Source organism: Aeromonas sp. 604282, from assembly GCF_049170575.1.
Classification (GTDB): Bacteria; Pseudomonadota; Gammaproteobacteria; order Enterobacterales; family Aeromonadaceae; genus Aeromonas; species Aeromonas veronii_A.
The window spans coordinates 218015-238357 of record NZ_JAAKMV010000005.1 but is presented as its reverse complement, the minus strand read 5'-3'; the positions used below and the strand labels follow the sequence as shown (position 1 = coordinate 238357).

The following is a 20343-nucleotide window of genomic DNA, read 5'->3' as shown; positions in this document are numbered from 1 at the left end:
GAAGGATTCGAACCTTCGAAGGCAGAGCCGTCAGATTTACAGTCTGATCCCTTTGGCCGCTCGGGAACCCCTCCACAAGTGCGAGGCGCATACTAACAGATCTTCCGGTTTTGTGAACCCCCAAGCAGGATTTTTCCATTAAAAGAATTGGATTTGTGGCCGATAACCAGTGAAATCGCCATTTTCGAGAGTTATCTCATGCTGCCCAGTTCAATCCGTAATCACCTGCTCGTTGATGAGGGCCAGTTGGGGCAGCGCCTCAACCGTGACCTGCAGCATGGGGATCGGGCGGATTTCCGGTTGCATCTGGCCCTGCTGACCGACGCGGTGGAGGAGCAGCCCTGGTTTGATGCCAAACCGGTGGCCACTCCCCAGAGCCGTGACTGGCGTCTGCACTTTGCGCTGAGACCGGCAGAGGTGCTGGTGGCTGAAGGGGCGGGGAGTGACTGCAGTGCCATCAATGAGCGGCTGCAGCAGGGGGGAAGCATGGTGGATGTGCGGCTCTGGCTGGCGCTGCAAACACCGCCGCTGGCGGTCAAACAACCGCTGCTGGATGAGGCTGTCTACGACAACCTGTCACCGCTGGCGCGGGAGCGGTTGCAAGGAAAGCTGGCCGATATGCCACGCCAGGAGGATCCGCTGGTACTGTTGCCGATCCTCGACCGTTTGCAACAGGGGGTGGATACCCGGTTGCACTGGCTCAGTTGATGGCGCCTGTTCACTGGTGTAACGCGATGCTTGTCGGCAAATCATAGGCAACAAAAAGGCGGGTGACCCCGCCTTTATGCTCTTTAGAATTTTAGCCTTGCGGCATGCTATCAAGCGTCAGCTTCATCCGGTTGCGGCTGCTCTTTGAGCGCTGCGTTGGCACGACGGGCAATCGGCTTTTCGGTGTGACGGTTGAGTTGGCGCTCCAGTTTTTGCCCCAGTTCGTTGATGGCGGCGTAGAGATCCTCATGCTCTGCCTGGGCAAACAGTTTGCCGTTGGGGATGCCAGCACTGGCTTCGACAGTGAACATCAGACGCTCTTTGGAAACAATCACATGGGGTGTGATGAGAGGCACCTGAAGACGTTCGAGCTTTTCAAAACGGGATTCGATGCGCTCGCGGATAGCCGGGGTGATGTCGATGATTTTGCTGGTAATTTCGATTTTCATATTGGCCCCCTTCGGGTCGTCTCGCTTGTGTCTTCACCTTCAGATTACTCATTGGTAAAGATTGAAATGTGATCTATGTCACATAACCTTCCCTTGGCTATTCAGCAACTTATAAATTGTGATCTTTTCCGGTTTCGTGCCAAAAACAGCTTGAGCTCCATGAAACTGGCAGGCAGTATGACGGGAATAAGATCGTTTCTGTCCCTTCTTGGCAGCACTTCGTGTCGACCTCATGTCCGGTTTCCACTGCTTGATATCGCATGTTTGTACTCTTCCCTCGCAACCTCTGATCTCATGAGCGGATGCAGGGGGCGTTGCTATGCCTGATTGGACATCAAACGTGGTTGGTTGTTGTGTTGGAGTGGTAAATGAAGCAGCAGGCCACGCAAGTCATGTGGTTTTTCGATCGGCAACATGATCAGTGGAGTCTCTCTGATCAGGGGGCCTACCAGCAGTGGCAAGGTGAGGGCAATCATCCCTGGGCCGCTCGCCTGTTACCGGAAGATGAGGCAGGCTTTGCCGACTTTCTTGTCCGGCTTCATGAATCACATCTGCCTGAACAGTTCATCGGTCATCTGAAAGATGATCAGGGGCAGCTCAACCATGTGCTCTGGAGTGGCCAGTTTGTGCCCACCCAGCAGATCTGCTGTGGCTGGCTGGCCCCTCTTGATACCGCCAACAGTGCTGTCTCCTCCCTCAATCTCTCTTTGCCATTGCTGCAAACCACCCTGCTTACCCAGTTGGCGCAGGCGCTCTCTGCCCGCACCGGGCTCGATTTCTTCAATACCCTGGTCAGCCAGCTGGCCCATATCCTCAAGGTGGATGCGGTCTGGGTGGGTGAGTTGTGCGGTGCCGACCGGGTCAAAGTGCTGGCCGCCGACGGGCTGGCGCAGAAGGATTATCCGCTGGCGGGATCCCCCTGTCAGGAGCTCTACAAGCAAGGGGCCATCTGTTTCGAGGTGATCGACGAGTCGCAGGAGTATCAACCCTGGCTGGCGGCCGGGCAGACTTATTATGGTCAGCCGCTGTTTGATGCCAGAGGCCAACTTCTGGGCCATCTGGCGCTGCTCTATTCGGCTCCGGCAGATACCAGCAACCTCACCTCGGTACTCAATACCTTTTCGGTACGGATGGTGGCCGAGCTGGAGCGCCTGCAATCAGATGCCCAGATGCGCCTCTCTGCCGTTGCATTCGAGACCCACGAAGGGATCATCATCACGGATCCGGGGTTCAAGATCCTGCGGGTCAACAACGCCTTCAGCCAGATCACCGGCTTTGACAGCCAGTCGGTGCTGGGCCTGCATCTGGAAGAGGATCTTTGGCCCAATCTGGGTGGGCTCGGCTACGAGCTCAATACCCTCAGCCGCTGGCAGGGGGAGACCCAGCGTCGCCATGTCGATGGTCACACCTATCCCCAGTGGGAGATAGTGACGCCGGTGCAGGACGAGAAAGGGGTGATCAGCCACTTTGTCATCTGTTTTGAGGATATCTCCGAGCGCAAGGCGGCCGAGCGGCGCATCCAGGATCTCGCCTATTACGACGAGCTGACCGGATTGCCCAATCGCCGTCAGTTGCACGAGACCCTGGTGCAGACCTTCAACGAGGCGACCCGTGACGGTCTGATTGGCGCGCTGCTCTTTATCGACCTCGATCACTTCAAGACCATCAACGACTCCCTCGGCCACGCCACCGGTGACTGGCTGCTCAAGGAGGTCGCCGCCCGTCTCAAACGGTTGGTGAGACAGGGGGATTGTCTGGCCCGCCTCGGCGGTGACGAGTTTGTGTTGCTGCTGCCATCGCTCTCGGCCAGCCCGCCCCAGGCGGAGATGCAGGCCGATATCATTGCCGAACGGCTTATCACCGAGATTGCCGCTCCTTATACCTATGTGGGGCAAGTGCTGCACATCGGCGCCAGCGTTGGCATTACCCTGTTTCCGGATCGGGAGCAGGGGGTCGATGATCTGCTCAAGCAGGCGGATACCGCCATGTATCAGGCCAAGTCCGCTGGCCGCAAGACCCGTCGTTTCTTCGATGCCTCGATGCAGCAGCAGGCGGATCGCCGTCTGCTTATTCACAACGAATTGCGCAACGCCCTCAGCCAGCAAGAGCTGACCCTCTACTATCAGCCCCAGCATATGGTCGATGGCGGCGATATCATTGGTGTCGAGGCGCTCATTCGCTGGCAGCCGGCCGGTCGCTCGCTGGTCTCGCCGGCCGAGTTTATCCCCATCGCCGAGGAGACGGACCTGATTGTCGATATCGGCAACTGGGTGCTGCACGAGGCGTGCGCCCAGTATGTGCTGTGGGAGGAGAACGGCATCCACATTCCGCAGATCTCGGTCAACGTCAGTGCCAAGCAGTTCCATGCCACCGATTTTGTCGAGCGGATCCACGATGTGTTGGCGCAAACCGGCATGGATCCGGCCTGCCTCAATCTGGAGATCACCGAATCCGTGGTGCTGGGTCATGCCGAGGACACCATCAGCAAGATGACCGAGCTCAAGGAGCTCGGCATCAGCTTTGCCATCGACGATTTTGGCGCCGGTTACTCCTCTCTGAGCTACCTCAAGCGGCTGCCTGCCGATGAGCTCAAGATCGACCGATCCTTCATTCAGGACATCCCGAAAGATGGTGACAACATGGCCATCGTCGAGGCGGTGATCGCCATGGCCCGCCATATGGGGTTCAACGTCACGGCGGAAGGGGTGGAATCCCGCCAGCAACTGGAGTTTCTCAAGGCGCAGGGGTGCAGTTTCTATCAGGGCTATCTCGCCTCCAAGCCGCTGCCGGTGCCCTATCTGGAGAAATATGTACAGCGGCTGACCAGACCGGAGCAACTGCGCGAAATGCAGCTGAGCGAGGCAGAAAAATAGTCTCTGCTCCCCGCTGTAGCGCTGCCCGGCAACGGGTAGAATGAGAAGCAGTAGACCCACCGCCACCGGGCGGTGTATTGCCCTCAATGGAGATGCTCAGTGAAAGCTGTATGGGGAATTGTTTTGTCGGCGCTGTTCGTGCCGACCCTGATGGCGCAGACTGCCGACCAGACGCTCTACCGTCAGGCGTATGACGCCGTACGGGCCAATGATCAGGCCCGTTTCCAGCAAATTCGTGCCCGTTTGACCCATTACCCCCTGCTCCCTTACCTCGATTACTATCAGCTCGCCTTTCGTCCGGGGGCGGCCGATTACAACGATGTGACCCGCTTTATCCGCCAGCATGGGGATACCCCCCAGTCCAACCGGTTGGAGCGCAGTTATCTGACCTATCTGGCCCAGAGCCAGCAGTGGTCGCAGTTCCTGCGCTTCTATCCGGCCAAGCCGAGCTCCACCGACCTGCTCTGCATGCACTATCAGGCGCTCTATTACACCGGCAAGCCGAAAGAGGCGTTGCAGGGGGCGGGCAAGATCTGGATGAGCGGCCAATCCCGTCCCGATGCCTGCTCCCCGCTATTTCAGCTGTGGCAGGCATCCGGTCAGCGTACCCAGGAGAAGATCTGGCAGCGGATGACGCTGGCGTTCGAGGCGGAAAACCCCAACCTGATCCGCCATCTTGGCGCGACCCTGGGTAGCGGCTTGCAGAGCTATGGCGATCAGATGGTGACCCTGTTCGAGCAGCCCGCCAAGGCGATGAACCCGGCCTATTTCAGCAGCAACCCCTATTCCCGCAAGCTGCTCTCTCTTGGTTTGACCCGCTATGCCAATCAGGAGCCGGAGTCGGTGCTGCGCCAGCTTGCGCTGTTTCGCAGCCGTTTCGGCCTGACCCAGGCCGAGGTGAAACCGGTAGAACGTGCCATTGCCCGCCGCCTGCTGCTGGATCGCTCCATTGCCCAGCGCAGCTGGGTCGACAGCACGGTGAAAAAGCTGGCGGATCCCGACATTACCGAGCTGCGGGCGCGACTGGCCATCTGGGAGCAGGATTGGCGTGGCCTCTCCGGCTGGGTGAAGATGATGCCGATGGCCCGTCAGAAAGAGGATCGCTGGCGCTACTGGATGGCGCGCTCCCTTGAGGTGCAGGGGCAGCAAAAACCGGCGCGGGATCTCTATCTGGAGACTGCCAACCTGCGTGGTTTCTACGGTTTCATGGCGGCCCAGCGCACCGGTGTGCCCTATCGCATCAAGAACCAGAGCGTCAAGCATGTACCGGACTGGCGGACGGCCAGCCAGCGCTGGCCCTTCCTGTTGCGGGTGCGCGAGCTATTGTCGATGAACGAAATTGCAGCGGCCCGTTCGGAGTGGATCCACAACATGGATCGCAATCCGGTGGCCCAGCGCATCGAGTTTGGTCATATCGCCCTCAATCAGGGGTGGCACGAGCTGGCCATTCTCGCCAGCATTCGCGCCGAAGCGTGGGATGCTCTCGACCTGCGCTTCCCGCTGCCGCTCAAACGCACCTTCTCCCAGATGGCGCAAGAGCGCACCATGAACACCAGTCTGCTCTATGCCATCTCCCGTCAGGAGAGTGCCCTCTATCCGCTGGCCCAGTCGCCGGTGGGCGCGCGCGGTCTGATGCAGCTGATGCCTGCCACCGCCAAAGAGACAGCTGGCAAGCTGGGGGTGCCCTATCGCAACGAGCAGCAACTGTTTGATCCGACAATGAATATTCGTCTGGGAAGCGCCTATCTCAAGCGCTTGCTGGATGTCTATGACGGCAACCGGATCCTGGCGGCGGCCGCCTACAACGCCGGGCCGGGACGGGTAAAACGCTGGCGAGAGCAGAGTGACAACAAGCCGATGGACGTGTGGGTCGAGAGTATTCCCTACAAGGAGACCCGCAACTACGTGCAAAACGTGTTGTCGTTCGATCTCATCTATCAGCACAAGCTGCAGCAGCCGCTGCGCTTCATGTCAGAGCGGGAGCTCAATCACGCCTATTGAGTCGGGGGCCGCCAGCCGGCCCCTGTTTTCAAATTTCCCTGCCGCCGGGTATCATCGGGTAAGGTTTTGTTACCAAAGGAAACATGCCTGGTGACCTGGCTCCGGGAATTGCATCAGGCCGCAGGGTATACTCAGGCGTCGGCACCGACAGGTTCCCCCACAATAAAGGAATGGATAGTGGCAACGATTAAAGACGTTTCTCAGCTGGCAAATGTGTCTATCTCCACCGTGTCGCGGGTTATCAACAACACGGCACAGGTAGCACCGGAAAAGCGTGAGGCCGTACTGGCGGCCATGAAGGAACTGAATTTTCGACCCAACAGTTTTGCCCAGGCTCTGGTCAGCAAGCGTTCCAACTGCATTGGCGTGCTGGTTGGCGACCTCTGCGGCGGCCCCTTCTTTGCCCAGATGATGCGTGGCATCGAAACCATGGTCGATCAGGCCAACAAGTTCACCATCGTCATGTCTGGCAATCACGATATCGCACGCGAGCGTCATGCCATTCAGGCGCTGCTGCAGCGCCAGTGCGATGCGCTGATCCTCCACAGCAAGGCGCTTCCGGACGAGGAGCTGAGCGAGCTGGCGGCAGGCTCTACCCCCATCGTCTTTATCAACCGTCAGGTGCCGGGCGCCGAAGATCGCTGCGTCTGGCTCGATAACCAGGCGGGGATCACCACCGCGTGCCAGCACTTGCTGGATGCCGGTCATCGCAACATCGCCTTTATCACCTCCGATGATGAAGAGTTTGTCGATGGTCAGCAGCGGATGGCCGGTTACACCCAGACCCTGGCGAGAGCAGGGATCGCCTTTGATCCTGCACTCGTCAGCCGCGCCTATGCCGACGAAAATGGCGGCTATGTGGCGATGAGTGAACTGCTGGCCCGTGGTGTCGAGTTCACTGCCGTGCTCGGTTTCAACGACGGTATGGTGGCGGGGGCGATCTCTTGCCTGCTGGAGCGGGGTTACAAGATCCCGCAGCAGGTATCGGTGGTGGGGTTCGACGATATCCCCTACGCCCGCTACATCTATCCCAAGCTCACCACGGTGCGCTACCCCATTGAGGAGATGGGCAGCCGCGCTGCCGAGCTGGCGCTGCGTCTGCTCGATCACAAGCCGGTGGACGGCTTGGCGCTCAAGTTTGAAGCCCAGCTGGTGGAGCGTGAGTCAGTCGCCTGACGTGTGTCAGACAGTGAACAACAGTGTGGCCCATCGGGGCCACACTCTTTTCTGCGTTATCTGAATAATCCGCCATTTATCCCGCCAGGGCGATCCGCTGCTGGCGGCGTGCCTCCACCCCTTCTGCCACCATATCGAGCAGCTGCCTTGTCTGTTCCCAGCCGATGCAGCTATCGGTGATCGACTGGCCGTAGCGCAGCGGTTTGCGGCTTATCTCCTGACGCCCTTCGCAGATAAAACTTTCCACCATGATGGCGGCGATGGCATGGCTACCAGCACCCAGCTGGTCGGCAATGTCACGGGCAACCAGCAGCTGGCGGGCATGCTGCTTCTGGCTGTTGCCGTGGCTGCAATCGACCATCAGCCTAGATGATAGATGATGCTGGCGCAGCAAGTCGCCAGCCTCTGCCACATGATGGCTCTGATAGTTCGGTTGGCGGCCACCGCGCAGGATCAGGTGGCAGTCGGGGTTGCCATGGCTGCGCACCAGTGCCAGCTGGCCATCCCCGGAAGGCTGGGTATAGAGGTGGGCCGCTCGGCTGGCGAGGATCGCCTCTACCGCGATCCGGATATTTCCGTCGGTACCGTTTTTAAAACCGATGGGGCAGGGAAGGGCCGAGGCCAGTTGGCGGTGGAGCTGGGATTCGGTGGTGCGGGCGCCGATGGCACCCCAGCTGATGAGATCCCCCAGATAGAGCATGCTGGTGAGATCGAGAAATTCGGTGGCACAGGCGAGCCCTTCCTGTCCAAGGGCCAACAGTAACTCGCGGGCCTGGGTTAGTCCCTTTTCCAGTTGATCGCTGCCATCGAGGTCGGGATCGAAGATAAATCCTTTCCAGCCGAGCGTCGTGCGCGGCTTTTCGAAATAGGTGCGCATCACCAGTTGCAGCAGCTCCCCGTATTGGCCCTGCAGTTCAGCGAGCCGGCCACCATAGTCGCGGGCGGCTGCCGGATCGTGAATGGAGCAGGGGCCGATCACCAGCAGCAGGCGATCATCCTCTCCATGCAGAATATGGCGGGCTTGCTGGCGGCTGCGTGCGATCTGGCGAGCGAGCCGTGCCGGACAGGGTCTGGCCTTTAACATCTCGTCAGGGGTTGGCAGGGTGGCAAGGGGTGAAGCATTCAGAAGTGAGGTGAACATGAGCGATCCTGATGACAAATGGAAATCTGCATGCTCTTTGCTGTCCAGTGGGGATCTTCCCCTTATTCTCTTGGTTAACAGAGCGCGGGCATGGGCCCGCGCTCTGTTATATCGGCCTCGGCTACCTTAGAAGCGGGCTGAGCCGCTGACGTAGTAGCTGCGACCCGGTTCGACGTTCTGGAAGACGGTGTCTTTCTCTTGCAGGCGCACGTCGGTCAGGTTGTTGATCCCCAGTCGCAGGTCAAAGTTCTCGGTGACCTTGAAGCCGGTGCCGAGATCGAAGGTCTGATAGCTTGGCAGCTTGTGCAGTACGACAACCTTGTTGACGGTCTGCTCGGCAAACTGGGTGCCGGTGTAGGTGGTGCCGACAAAGGCATTGACCCGCTCGGTGGCCTGCCAGTTGATCTTGGCGTTGGCCTTGTGCTCCGGCCGCTCGGGCAGTGCCTGACCCTGATCGCCTTCTGCTTTGAGGTAGGTGTAGTTGGCACCCAGACTGATGTTGTCGGTCAGATCGAGCCTGCCGGTCAGCTCCAGCCCCTTGGTGGTGGCCTTCTCCAGGTTGTACCAGGTGCGGTCAGTGGAGTTCGGCAGCTGTTTGAAGGTGAGCATGTCGTCGATATCGGAGTAGAAGAGAGTGGCGCTGGTTTCCCAGATCCCTTGCCCTGCGATAACGCCCAGCTCGTAGTTGGTGCTGGTTTCCGGCTTGACCTTGTCACTGCCATAGATGCGGCAACTGCCGCCGCAGCTCTCGATGCTATAGCCATTGGAGTACTGGTGCGGTGCCGGTGCCTTGAAGGCCTGGCTGACACCGCCTTTCACTGTCACCACATCGTTCATCTCATAGACCAGATAGCCGCGCGGGGTGAAGTGGCTGCCGTAGATCTCGTGGTGATCGTAACGGCCGCCCAGCGTGAAGGTCAGGCTGTCGGTCAGGCCAATTTCATCCTGGGCGAACAGCGCCTCCTGAGAGTGACTCTCTTTGCCGCCGATATCCTTGTAGCTCACCGCATCCACCAGCTCCCGATCCAGATATTCACCACCCAGGGTCAGGTAGTGGTTGGCCAGCGCCAGGTTGGTATAGCCCTTGAGGGTCAAGGTGTTCTCTTCCAGCTCCCGCTGCTGCGGGGCCGAGTAGCTGGTGTTGAAGTCGTCGATCTGGGAGGTCTCGTAGTTGGCCATGACGGTGGTGTCACCCCAGCTCCAGTTCCCCTTGTGAGTCAGGCCAAACAGGTTGCGATCATTCTGCTGCTGGCGGCTGTGAACCTTGTTGCCGGTCTTGCGGAAGATATCGAGAGGCCGCTCATCCTGGTTGTAGAGATAGTCAAACTCGAAGCGTTGCTGCTCATCCACCAGCCAGCTCAGGGTGGAGGCAAAGTTACGGGTCTGTTTGGCTTCGATGAGGGGGATGCCGTCGGCCGCTTCGGGCGGAGTCCAGGCCTGACGGTCGTACACTTCGCCATTCATCCGGATCAGCAGGTTATCGGTCAGCGGGCCGGTAAAGCCCAGGTTGGTTCTGTGCTGATCGCCGCCATCCTTGCCCTCGATGGCCTTGAAGTCGGCATCGGCCGCCCCTTGCCAGGTTTTGCCCGGCTGCTTGGTGATGATGTTGATGACACCACCGATGGCATCGGAGCCGTAAAGTGCTGACATGGGACCACGGATCACCTCGACCCGCTGGATCATGCCAAGGGGCACGGGAGTGTTGTCGAAGTTGCCGCCGCGCCACAGGGCATTGGAGGAGGAGAGGCGTTTGCCATCTACCAGTACCAGGGTGTATTTGCCCGACATGCCGCGAATACCGATATCGCTGCGGCCATTGGTGTCAGCTTCAGCCTGAATGCCCACTTCGTGGCGCAGCAGGTCGGCAAGGTCATTGACCGGCGCTGCGGCGATCTGTTCGGCCGTGATGACAGAGATAGAGGCCGGTGCCGAGCGGGTATTGTGCGCCGTGGTGGTGACGGTGATCACCTCATCGGCTTGAGGGGCGTTGCTGGCGGCGATCGCTTGCTGGGTCAGCAGAGTGACGATGGTGGTGGCCAGCAGGCTGGGAGCAATAAAACGGGAGGTTGAGGATTTCATTATTTACATCTTCCATAATATACAAATGATAAGCGTTATCATTATCAAGTTGAATTTGCTCCGATCGCAACTCTTTTTTATTGGCGAAGCTCAGTTTCGTTCGTCACTCTCTTTTGACTAAAAAGAAGTTAATGAAATTGATTCTCATTTGTATTGATCGTTTTTTCGCTCCTTGTTAGGATGCCGTTCACTCTGACATATAGTGAGTCAAATGACTCACTTTAAGTCGTGTCAGGCAGTGATTCATTCCAAGGAGTAGCACCGTCATGTGTGACCATGCACTGGAAGGAGAGTGGCCCGCCACAGCGGTCGGGCTGGATAAAGTGTGCTGTTTTGCCAGCGGTGACAGGGTTCTGGTCGCCTCCGGTATTCACGACAGTTTTACCGGCATCCCGCCGGAGAAGCTCCTCGCCCATCTGCGTCAGTTGCGCCAGCAGGGGATGGTCAATCCCATCGCCATCGGCGCCATTCCGTTTGATACCCAATCCCCCTGGCATCTGGTGATCCCGGCGCAATCGCAGTGGGTCGCAAGGGATACGATGTTGCCCGCCCGCTGTTGCCAGCTCCATGGCGAGGTGAGCGAAGTGACCGGCTCTGCCCACTATCAGGGGGCGGTGCGGGCGGCACTGCAGCAGTTCAGTGAGGGCCAGCTTGAGAAGGTGGTGCTGTCGCGCGCCATCGATGTGCAGAGCGCAGAGCAGACCTCCCCCGCACACGCCTTTGGCTCTCTGCTGGCACAGAATCCGGGCGCCTATGTGTTCCAGATCCCGCTGCCAGAGGGAGAGACTCTGCTTGGCGCGAGCCCCGAGCTGCTGGTATCGGGCAGCGAGATGGCGGTGGTGAGCAATCCGTTGGCGGGTTCCCGTCCGCGCCACGCTTTTTCCGATCAACAGGCGGCCAGTGCCGAACTGCTGGGGGCGCAAAAAGATCGCTATGAACATGCGCTGGTGGCCGATGCAGTCGCTGCAGCCCTCGCTCCCTTCTGCCGAGAGCTGGATGTTCCCATCGAGCCGCAGGTGATCGCCACTCCTACCATGTGGCACCTCTCGACCCGCATCGCCGGGCGGCTCCATGAACCCTCTCCCGTGCTGGCACTGGCGTTGGCGCTGCACCCGACACCGGCGGTGTGCGGCACGCCGCTTTCGGCTGCGCGTCAGGCCATCGCCCGGCTTGAGGGGTACGATCGCCGTTTCTACTGTGGTGCTGTCGGCTGGATGGATGCCGATGGCAATGGCGAGTGGGTAGTCACCATCCGCTGTGGCGTGCTGGCCGGCAAGCAGCTGCGGCTCTATGCCGGTGCCGGGGTGGTGGTGGGCTCCTCGCCGGAAGCAGAGTGGCAGGAGACCGCCGCCAAGCTCGGCACCATGCTGCGGGCGTTTGGCCTCGAGAGCCGGGAGCCGGAGGTAACTGCATGAAGCCGCTGGTGCCCTTTACCCCCTGGCCTGTAGAGCTGGCAGCCCACTACCGTGCGCAAGGGTGGTGGCGCGGGCAACCGCTCACCGCCCTGCTCGATGACTCCGCCGAACGTTATCCCGAGCGCACGGCCCTGATCTGCGGCGAGCGCACCCTCAGTTATGGCCAGTTAAAGCGTGAGGTCGATGCGCTGGCGGCGCGGCTGGCAGCGCGCGGGCTGGGCCATGGCGATACCGCTCTGGTGCAGTTGCCCAACTGCGCCGAGTTCTATATCTGCTGGTTTGCCCTGATCCGCTGCGGAGTAGTGGCGGTGCATGCCCTCTACAGCCACCAGCGGCGCGAGCTGGTGGCCTTTGCTCGCCAGATTGAGCCCGCTTTGCTGGTACTCAGCCCCTCCCATCCCGGCTTTGCCGGTGCAGCGGGGAGCCTCGCGGCCCTTGATGAGCGGGTATCGCCTTACTGCCAGACATTGCTGTTCGAGCAGACTGAAGGGGGTGATCTTCAGTCTGGATTTGCATGGCGTCGGCCTGAATTGATGGCTAGTACTGATGGTTCTGTGCAGGTGGCTGCTGCACCAACCCCTACACCGACTCCAGCCGATCAGGTCGCCTTTTTCCAGCTCTCCGGCGGCAGCACCGGCACCCCCAAACTGATCCCCCGTACCCACGATGACTATGGCTACAGCGTGCGCCAGAGCGTAGCGGTGTGTGGTTGGGATGAGCGGGTGATCTATCTCTGCGCCCTGCCGGCGCCCCACAACTTTCCACTGAGCTCCCCCGGGTCACTCGGGGTGTTTTATGCCGGTGGCTGCGTGGTGCTGGCAAAGGATCCCTCTGCAGTAACCTGTCTGCCGCTGGTGCAGCGCCATCAGGTCAACTGGGCGGCACTGGTGCCACCGGCTCTGGCGCTCTGGCTGGAGGCGGCCAGCCACTATCCGCAGACCTCTCTGGAGTGTGTGCAGGTGGGCGGTGCGCGCCTCAGCCCGGCTCACGCCGAGGCGGTGGCGAGCCGCCTCGGCTGCCGCTTGCAGCAGGTGTTCGGCATGGCCGAGGGGCTGGTCAACTACACCCGCACCGAGGATGACCAGTGGCACATCGTCAATACCCAGGGTTGCCCCATGAGCCCGGGCGACGAGGTGGAGGTGCGAGGCAGCGATGGGCGCCCCTTGCCCGATGGCGAGTGCGGCGAGCTCTGGACGCGCGGCCCCTACACCTTTCGCGGCTACTTCAAGGCCGATGCCCACAATCAGCGCGCCTTCGACCGGGACGGTTTCTACTGCACCGGCGATCTGGTTTGCCGCTTGCCCAGTGGTCATCTGATGGTGGTGGGGCGCAACAAGGATCAGATCAACCGGGGTGGGGAGAAGATCGATGCCCTCGAGATTGAAGAGCTGTTGCTGACCCACCCGGAGGTGCGGCAGGCGGCACTGGTCGCCATGCCGGATCCCATGCTCGGGGAGCGCAGCTGCGCCTTTCTGATGTGCCGCGAGCCCCTCAATCTGCCCCGCTTGCGCCGTTTCCTGCGCGAGCAGGGGGTGGCCGATTACAAACTGCCCGATCGCCTGGTGCTGGTGGATAAACTGCCTCACACCCCGGTCGGCAAGATAGACAAACAGAGGCTGCGCGAGCAGCTCGCCAAGGAGTGTGCATGACCATTCAATCCCTCGCCGCCTACCCGCTGCCTACCGCCGAGGAGCTGCCAACCGGGCGGGTGAACTGGCCCTTCGAACCGGGCCGCGCCGTCTTGCTGGTCCACGATATGCAGCACTATTTCGTCGATTTCTACGGGGCGGGCAATCCGCTGATCAATCAGGTCATCGACCATATCGCCACCCTGATCCGTCAGGCGCGTGCTCTTGGCATGCCGGTAGTCTATACCGCCCAGCCCGCCGAGCAGAGTCAGGCCGATCGGGCGCTGCTCAACGACATGTGGGGGCCCGGGTTGACCCGAGCGCCGGAGCGCCAACCCATCGTTCCGGCGCTGGCGCCCGAGCCGCAGGATACGGTGCTGACCAAGTGGCGCTACAGCGCTTTTTGCCGCTCACCGCTGGTCGAGCTGATGGCCGAATGGGAGCGGGATCAGCTGGTGATCTGCGGCATCTACGGTCATATCGGGGTGATGCAGACGGCGGTCGATGCTTTTATGCGCGATATCCGCCCCTTCCTGGTGGCTGATGCCATCGCCGATTTTTCCCGCGAAGATCATCTGCTGGCGCTCTCCTACGTCAGCCGCAATGCCGGTCGGGTGATTACCGTGGCCGAGGTGATGGCGGCCAGCAAACGCCCTCTGACTCGCGAGTCACTACGTGCTCAGGTGTTGGCACGGCTGCCCGCCGAGATGCAGCAGGAGCAGCCCACCGAGGATGACAACCTGCTCGACTACGGTCTCGACTCGCTGGCGGTGATGGGGCTGGTGGAAGAGTGGCGTCAGCAGGAGCTGGTGGTGGAGCTGGCCGAGCTGGCCCGCACGCCGACCCTGGCTCACTGGTGGGCGCTCCTCTCCCGTCAGCTTCACGTTAGTCAGGCCACGGCTTATCAGGTGGTCAACGAAGATCACGTCAGCGAACCGGAGTGCACCCCATGAGCGAGTGGCAAGGTAGAACCATCTGGGTGACCGGCGCGGCGCAGGGAATTGGCCACGCAGTGGCGCACACCTTTGCCGAGGCAGGGGCCAGCGTGGTGGCGTTTGATCTGCAACTGGCCGAGGCGCTGCCCGGCAACGTGAAGGGAGTGCTGATCGATGTGAGCGACAGCGAGGCTGTGACCCGCTGCTGCGAACAGCTGCTGGACGAGGGGCTGGGGCCCGATGTGCTGGTCAATGTCGCCGGCGTACTGGCGACCGGCAGGCTCGATGAGGTGGATGACGCCCTCTTGCTGCGCACCTTCGCCATCAATACCTTCGCCCCTTTCTACCTGATGCGGGCCCTGACCCCCTGGTTTCAGGGGCGGCGCAGGGGATCCATCGTCAATGTCTCCTCCAATGCCGGTCGGGTACCGCGAGTGGGGATGGGCATCTATGGCGCCTCCAAGGCGGCGCTGACCAGCCTCACCCAAACGGCGGGGTTGGAGCTTGCCCCCTACGGTGTGCGCTGCAATCTGGTGTCACCGGGCTCGACCCGTACCCCGATGCTGTACGGCATGTGGCAGGAGGGGGAACAGCGCGAAGGGGAGATACGTACCATCGCGGGCCTGCCCGGGCAGTTCAAGCTGGGGATCCCCCTTGGCAAACTAGGGACCCCCGACGAGGTGGCTGCCTGCGTGCTGTTTCTCGCCTCCGATGCCGCCAGCCATATCACCTTGCAGGATCTGGTGGTCGATGGCGGTGCCACCCTGGGGGTCTAGCCCACGTGCTGCCGATCTGGCAGGCGTGACACTCTCTTTATGCAGGAGGCCTTGTCTCCTCGCTTTTCAGCCATGCGGGCAGGGGCAAGCCGCTGCCCGCCCGATGTTTGCGCAAGGACATTCCCATGGAACAGACAATGGCGATGCGCGCCACCCACCAGCGCGGTGAGCACCCGCGCTGGCCGCTTACCACCGCTCAGGCGGGCATCTGGTTTGCCCAGCAAAAATACCCGCAGAGCCCCGCCTGCAATACCGGCGAGTACTGGCTGCTGGAGGGGGCGCTGGCTCCCCATCACTTCACCCGCGCGGTGCGTCAGACCCTCGACGAGATCCCCGGTCTGCACTGCGCTTTTGTGGCCACTGCCGATGGCCCGCAGATGGTGGCCAACCCCGCGTGCTGGCAGCTGAGCGAACGGGATCTGCGCAGCGAAGCTGACCCGCTCGCAGCCGCGCAGGCCGAGATGCGTGCACAGCTGGCCGCCCCCTTCAATCTGGCCGGGGGGCCGCTGTTTGCCACCATCCTTTATCGCCTTGACGAGCAGCAGTGGGCCTGGTTTATCGCTGTGCACCATATTGCCATCGACGGCTTTGGCCTGAGCCTGCTCTGCCAGCGGGTGGCGAGCTGGTATGAGGCGCTCTGTGCCGGCGAGCAGCCAGCACCCTGCCGTTATGCGACCCAGCAGCAGCTGCTGGCCGAAGAGGTGGCCTATCAGGATTCGCCGCGCGCCGCGCGGGATCGCGATTTCTTCACCCAACAGCTAGCTGGGGTGGAGAATCCTGCGTCGCTCTCCCGTCGTCCGGTGCAAGGGCCGGGCCCCACCTATCGTCTTGAGCAGCGGCTTGTTGGCCGCCAGTGGCAGGCATTGGTGGCGCGGGCGAGTCGTTCGGCCTGTCACCCCTACAGCCTGCTGCTGGCGGCGGTGGCCAGCTATGTGCAGCGGATGAGCGGTGCTGGCGAGGTAGTGCTGGGTATTCCGCTGATGGGACGGCTGGGCTCAGCGGCGGCCGATACCCCCTGCATGAAAGTCAATGTGGTGCCCCTGCGCATCGAGCTGAGCGGCACCAGCCGGGTAGGGGAGTTGCTGGCACAGGTCGAGCGGCAATTTGCCGCCCTGCGCCGTCATCAGGGCTGCCGTCAGGAGTGGTTGCAACAGCGTCAGCCGGGCCAGCCGCTGTTTGGCCCTCAGGTCAATTTGATGCCCTTTGCCCGCACCCTCAGCGTTGGTGAAGGGCACAACCAGGTTCGTGGCGAGGTGCAGGTGCTGGCGGCGGGGCCGGTGGAGGAGTGCGCCTTCTACTTTGCCGAGGAGGCAGGCGCGATGACCCTGACCCTCGAAGCACATCAGGGGCGCTTCAGCCAACAGGAGAGCGAACGTCATCTGGCCCGACTGCTGGCCTATCTGGCCGCCTGGAGTGAGGCGGATGACGAGGTGGAGGCAGTGCGTTTGCCGCTGCTGCTGCCTTGCGAGCAGGCTGAGCTGGCGCGCTGGAACCAGACCGACTATCCGTTGCCGACCACCACCCTGAGCGCACTGCTGGCCGAGGGGCTGGCGGCGGCAGATCAGAGCGCCATCGCGCTGGAGTGTGGCGCCGAGCGCTGGAGTGTGGCCGAGCTGCGCCAGCGCACCCGCCAGCTGGCCAGCTATCTGGCGGGGAGGGGCGTGGGCCCCGGTTGCCGGGTGGCGGTGGTGATCCCGCGCGCTCCCGAGCTTATTCTCGCCCAGCAGGCCATCATGGCGGTGGGAGCCGTCTACGTGCCCGTTGATCTGGACTATCCGGCGGAGCGGATTGGCTACATTCTCGCCAGCAGCGATCCTGCGCTGGTGTTGACCAGCCATACGCTTCAGATGCCGCTCGATGTGGCGGCGCCACTTGTCTGCCTCGATGCCCCCGGTGTGGCAGAGCAACTGGCGACGATAGACGTGGCGGGGATAGCACCTTGTGATCTGCCAGCCCCCAAACCGGAAGATGCGGCCTACATCATCTACACTTCCGGCTCGACCGGTCGGCCCAAAGGGGTGGTGGTGAGCCATGGCGCCATCGTCAACCGGCTGCTCTGGATGCAGCACATGTATCCCATCGGCCCGGCGGATCGGGTGCTGCAAAAGACCCCGGCCGGTTTCGATGTCTCCATCTGGGAGTTTTTCTGGCCCTTTATGACCGGGGCGCGGCTGGTGCTCGCCAAACCGGGCGGCCACAAGGATCCCGCCTACCTTGCCGAACTGATTGAGCAGGCCGGGATCACCACCTTGCACTTTGTCCCCTCCATGCTGCAGATCTTTGTCACTCAGGCCGAGCCTGCGCGTTGCCGCGCCCTGCGCCAGGTCTTCTGCTCCGGCGAGGCGCTGCCCGCGGATCTGGTGCAGCGCTGGTATGGAACATTTTCAGCCCCCCTGCACAACCTCTATGGCCCGACCGAGGCGGCGGTGGATGTCACTTGGTATCCCTGCCGGGCAGACGAGGCTGTAACCAGCGTGCCCATCGGCTATCCGGTCTGGAATACCAGCATCCACATTCTCGACCCCTGGTTGCAACCGGTGCCCCCCGGTGTGGCGGGGGAGCTCTGGATCGGCGGCGTGCAGGTGGCGGATGGCTACTTTGGCCAGCCCGAGCTCACCGCCGAGCGCTTTATTGCCAACCCCTTCGGCGCGGGACGGCTCTATCGCAGCGGCGATCTGGCCGCCTGGCGCGAGGATGGCGCCATCGAGTATCTGGGGCGCCTCGATTTTCAGGTGAAGATCCGCGGCCAGCGCATTGAACTGGAGGAGATCGAACAGGTGCTGCTGCGCCATCCCCGGGTGGCGCAGGCGGTGGTGCTGGCCCCCGAATTTACCCCCGGCGATCGCCGTCTGGTGGCCTATGTGGTGGCCGCAGATAGCAGCGAGCTGACGCTGGCCGAGCTGGCACCTGCCCTTGGCGCTGCCTTGCCTGACTACATGGTGCCGGGGCTCCTGGTCACTCTGGCTGAGCTGCCGCTCACTCCCAATGGCAAGCTGGATCGCAAGGGGCTGCCACTGCCCGACATGGCGTCGGCGGTGGGTCAGTCACTGCCGAAAACCCTGCTGGAGGAGCGGCTCTGTCGCCTCTTCGCCGAGATACTGGGGCTGGTGCGGGTCGGCGCCGACGATAACTTCTTTGCCCTCGGCGGCCACTCCCTGCTGGCGGCTCAACTGGTGGTGCGCATTGAAGAGTCGACCGGACAGGCGTTCACTTTGGCCAGTCTGTTCGAAGCGCCGAGCCCCGCCCAGCTGGCGCGCCGTCTGGGCGGCGAGCGGGAGGCCATGCCCATGCTGTTGCCCCTGCGGGCGCATGATGCTCAATCGGGTACATCGTGCCCCACCCTCTTTTGCGTCCATCCCGCAGGGGGGCTCGGCTGGTGTTATGCGCCGCTGGTGCCCCATCTGCCGGCCGACATGGCGGTCTATGCCCTGCAGGCAAGGGCGCTCTGCCAGCCGGATGCCCCGCTGCCCGCCAGCTTCGACGAGCTGGCACTCGACTATGTGACCGAGCTGCGTCGTCAGCAGAGCGAGGGGCCCTACTGGCTGCTCGGCTGGTCACTCGGGGGCATGCTGGTGCACCGGATGGCCGCCATGTTGCAAGAGCAGGGACAAGAGGTGGCCATGGTGCTGCTGCTCGATGCCTACCCCTGTCAGCAGTGGCAGACCCAGCCGTTGCCCGACGAGCAGCGGATGCTCGATGCGTTGCTGCGGATGGGAGGCATTGCGGTTGCGGACGACGCGCTCGATTCCCTTACTCGCGCCGAGGTGGTGGCCCGACTGGGGGCGGAGGGGAGTGCGCTGGCCATGCTCGACGAGCAGGTGGTGAGCGCCATGATTGAGCTGGTTGGCCACAACAACCGACTGATCCGTGAGCCGGTCGATTACTGCTACCACGGGGACGTCATCTTTATCGAGGCGTCAGCCTCCCGCCAACCCTGGCTGGATGGACGCGGCTGGGCGTCGCTGACAAAAGGCGAAATCCGCTATGAGCGCTTCCCCTGCCTGCATCAGGAGATGGTGCATCCCGACTGGCTGGCAAAGATCGGCACTTTTATTTGTGAGCGGGTCTATGGGGTCGGGCAGCAACCGCACATCCGGCAGGAGGAGGACGCATGACCCCGGTTGCCGCCATCCGGGAAGCCTTGCTGGCGGGTAAGCTGGTGGGGCTGGGGGAGCCGCATTGGCACCCGGATTTTATCCGGCGCCAGCACGCCTGGCTGTGTGATCCGGCGCTCTGGGGAATCATGACCGATCTGGTGCTGGAGTGCGGCAATCGCCGCCATCAGGGCTTGCTCGATGCCTGGCTGACGGGGCAGGAGAGCTGGCAGGATGAGCCGCTGACGCTGGCCCGGCTCTATCCGGTCTGGCTCGACTCCTGCGCCTTTCCTGCCTGGATGGCCCCCGAGTTTCCGGCTCTCTTTTCCGCTCTGCGCCAGAGCAATCTGGTGCGCCCTGAACATGTGCGGCTACGGGTGCATCTCTGCGAGCCCTTATTCGAGTGGCAGGAGATGAGCCCGGAGCGGTGGCAGCAACACAACAGGGGGCGGGATCAGGCGCTGGCCGACTATCTTCTTGCACTTCCCCCGCGCGGCGTGGTGGTGCTGGCGGGGACGCGTCATCTGCTCAAAGTCGCTGGGGATCCCCACTTTGCGCAGCCGACGCTGGGCCAGTTGCTGGAGGCAGCACGGCCGGGTTGGCTACAGGTGCTTCACCCTTGGCCAACGGTTGATGGGAAGGGAGAGGAGCGGGTGTGCGAGTTGGCCGGGATCACAACTGCTGACCTCTATCCTCACTGGCCGGCGCATCCGCCACTGGAGACCCTCATCGATCGGTTGGTGCGCGTGGCTGACCGGGGACGGGAGATGCGAATTTGCCCCACCTTGCTGGCCGAGCCCTGGCGCAGTCGCTTGTTGAGTCGCGCTCACTTGCTGCCAGTTGGCATGGCCAGCCAGCTGCAACAGTGGCTGGCGTAACTGCTGGTTGGAGTAACGGCTGACTGAAGTAACTCAATGGGGGAGCAAGGCTCCCCTTTTTCACATTTTGCATCCTGCGTTCGGTGCTGCAAAGTTGCACCATTTACGGCATACCTTGCCACTCATCGCCGAAAATTCAGCTCCTTAGCTACTTTAAAGAAGTTTCTACTGGTCTTACCTGAGTAAATCT

Annotated in this window: 13 protein-coding genes; 10 read left to right on the top strand and 3 right to left on the bottom strand. The window is 61.8% G+C overall.

Features of this window, described 5'->3' with window-relative positions; translation table 11 throughout:
* The first annotated feature begins 198 nt into the window (after nucleotides 1-198).
* A complete protein-coding gene (locus G5367_RS08950; RefSeq protein ID WP_265061165.1) occupies nucleotides 199-708 on the top strand; it encodes a VC2046/SO_2500 family protein in 510 nt (169 codons plus the stop codon).
* 110 nt (nucleotides 709-818) lie between these two features.
* On the opposite strand, the gene hpf is transcribed toward G5367_RS08950, so the two are convergent.
* The gene (gene hpf / locus G5367_RS08945; protein ID WP_005334257.1) at nucleotides 819-1157 is read right to left on the bottom strand and encodes a ribosome hibernation-promoting factor, HPF/YfiA family; all 339 of its coding nucleotides are present in this window, start codon (nucleotides 1155-1157) and stop codon (nucleotides 819-821) included.
* 368 nt (nucleotides 1158-1525) lie between these two features.
* Here hpf and G5367_RS08940 point away from each other — a divergent pair, with 368 nt between their 5' ends.
* The 3 genes from G5367_RS08940 (at nucleotide 1526) to G5367_RS08930 (ending at nucleotide 7207) form a co-directional block, all read left to right on the top strand.
* Nucleotides 1526-4030 carry a putative bifunctional diguanylate cyclase/phosphodiesterase gene (locus G5367_RS08940; protein WP_040066125.1) on the top strand — a complete coding sequence of 835 codons (2505 nt, stop codon included), beginning with the start codon at nucleotides 1526-1528 and terminating at the stop codon, nucleotides 4028-4030.
* A 99-nt stretch (nucleotides 4031-4129) separates the two neighbouring features.
* Complete coding sequence (locus G5367_RS08935; protein WP_040066126.1) at nucleotides 4130-6031, top strand: transglycosylase SLT domain-containing protein; 1902 nt, start codon at nucleotides 4130-4132, stop codon at nucleotides 6029-6031.
* A 177-nt stretch (nucleotides 6032-6208) separates the two neighbouring features.
* A complete protein-coding gene (locus G5367_RS08930; RefSeq protein WP_005350588.1) occupies nucleotides 6209-7207 on the top strand; it encodes a LacI family DNA-binding transcriptional regulator in 999 nt (332 codons plus the stop codon).
* A gap of 76 nt (nucleotides 7208-7283) precedes the next feature.
* On the opposite strand, the gene G5367_RS08925 is transcribed toward G5367_RS08930, so the two are convergent.
* Together G5367_RS08925 and G5367_RS08920 are read right to left on the bottom strand one after the other, a co-directional pair.
* Complete coding sequence (locus G5367_RS08925; protein ID WP_421244008.1) at nucleotides 7284-8348, bottom strand: 3-deoxy-7-phosphoheptulonate synthase; 1065 nt, start codon at nucleotides 8346-8348, stop codon at nucleotides 7284-7286.
* Between the two features lie 126 nt (nucleotides 8349-8474).
* A complete protein-coding gene (locus G5367_RS08920) occupies nucleotides 8475-10427 on the bottom strand; it encodes a TonB-dependent receptor domain-containing protein (protein WP_421244007.1) in 1953 nt (650 codons plus the stop codon).
* Between the two features lie 266 nt (nucleotides 10428-10693).
* On the opposite strand from G5367_RS08920, the gene G5367_RS08915 reads away from it, so the two are divergent.
* The 6 genes from G5367_RS08915 (at nucleotide 10694) to G5367_RS08890 (ending at nucleotide 20153) form a co-directional block, all read left to right on the top strand.
* Nucleotides 10694-11842 (top strand): isochorismate synthase, encoded by a 1149-nt coding sequence (locus tag G5367_RS08915; RefSeq protein ID WP_421244006.1) that lies wholly within the window; start codon nucleotides 10694-10696, stop codon nucleotides 11840-11842.
* The gene (locus tag G5367_RS08910) at nucleotides 11839-13491 is read left to right on the top strand and encodes a (2,3-dihydroxybenzoyl)adenylate synthase (protein ID WP_421244005.1); all 1653 of its coding nucleotides are present in this window, start codon (nucleotides 11839-11841) and stop codon (nucleotides 13489-13491) included. Before G5367_RS08915 ends, G5367_RS08910 begins: the two co-directional genes overlap by 4 nt.
* Entirely contained in the window at nucleotides 13488-14423 is a 936-nt protein-coding gene (locus G5367_RS08905) for an isochorismatase family protein (RefSeq protein ID WP_421244004.1), read from the top strand. The genes G5367_RS08910 and G5367_RS08905 overlap by 4 nt, the downstream gene beginning before the upstream one ends.
* Complete coding sequence (gene dhbA / locus G5367_RS08900) at nucleotides 14420-15181, top strand: 2,3-dihydro-2,3-dihydroxybenzoate dehydrogenase (protein WP_421244003.1); 762 nt, start codon at nucleotides 14420-14422, stop codon at nucleotides 15179-15181. The genes G5367_RS08905 and dhbA overlap by 4 nt, the downstream gene beginning before the upstream one ends.
* 125 nt (nucleotides 15182-15306) lie before the next feature.
* Entirely contained in the window at nucleotides 15307-19296 is a 3990-nt protein-coding gene (locus G5367_RS08895; RefSeq protein ID WP_421244002.1) for an amino acid adenylation domain-containing protein, read from the top strand.
* Nucleotides 19293-20153, top strand: a complete 861-nt coding sequence (locus G5367_RS08890; RefSeq protein WP_421244001.1) for a hypothetical protein — start codon at nucleotides 19293-19295, stop codon at nucleotides 20151-20153. The genes G5367_RS08895 and G5367_RS08890 overlap by 4 nt, the downstream gene beginning before the upstream one ends.
* Nucleotides 20154-20343 lie beyond the last annotated feature (190 nt).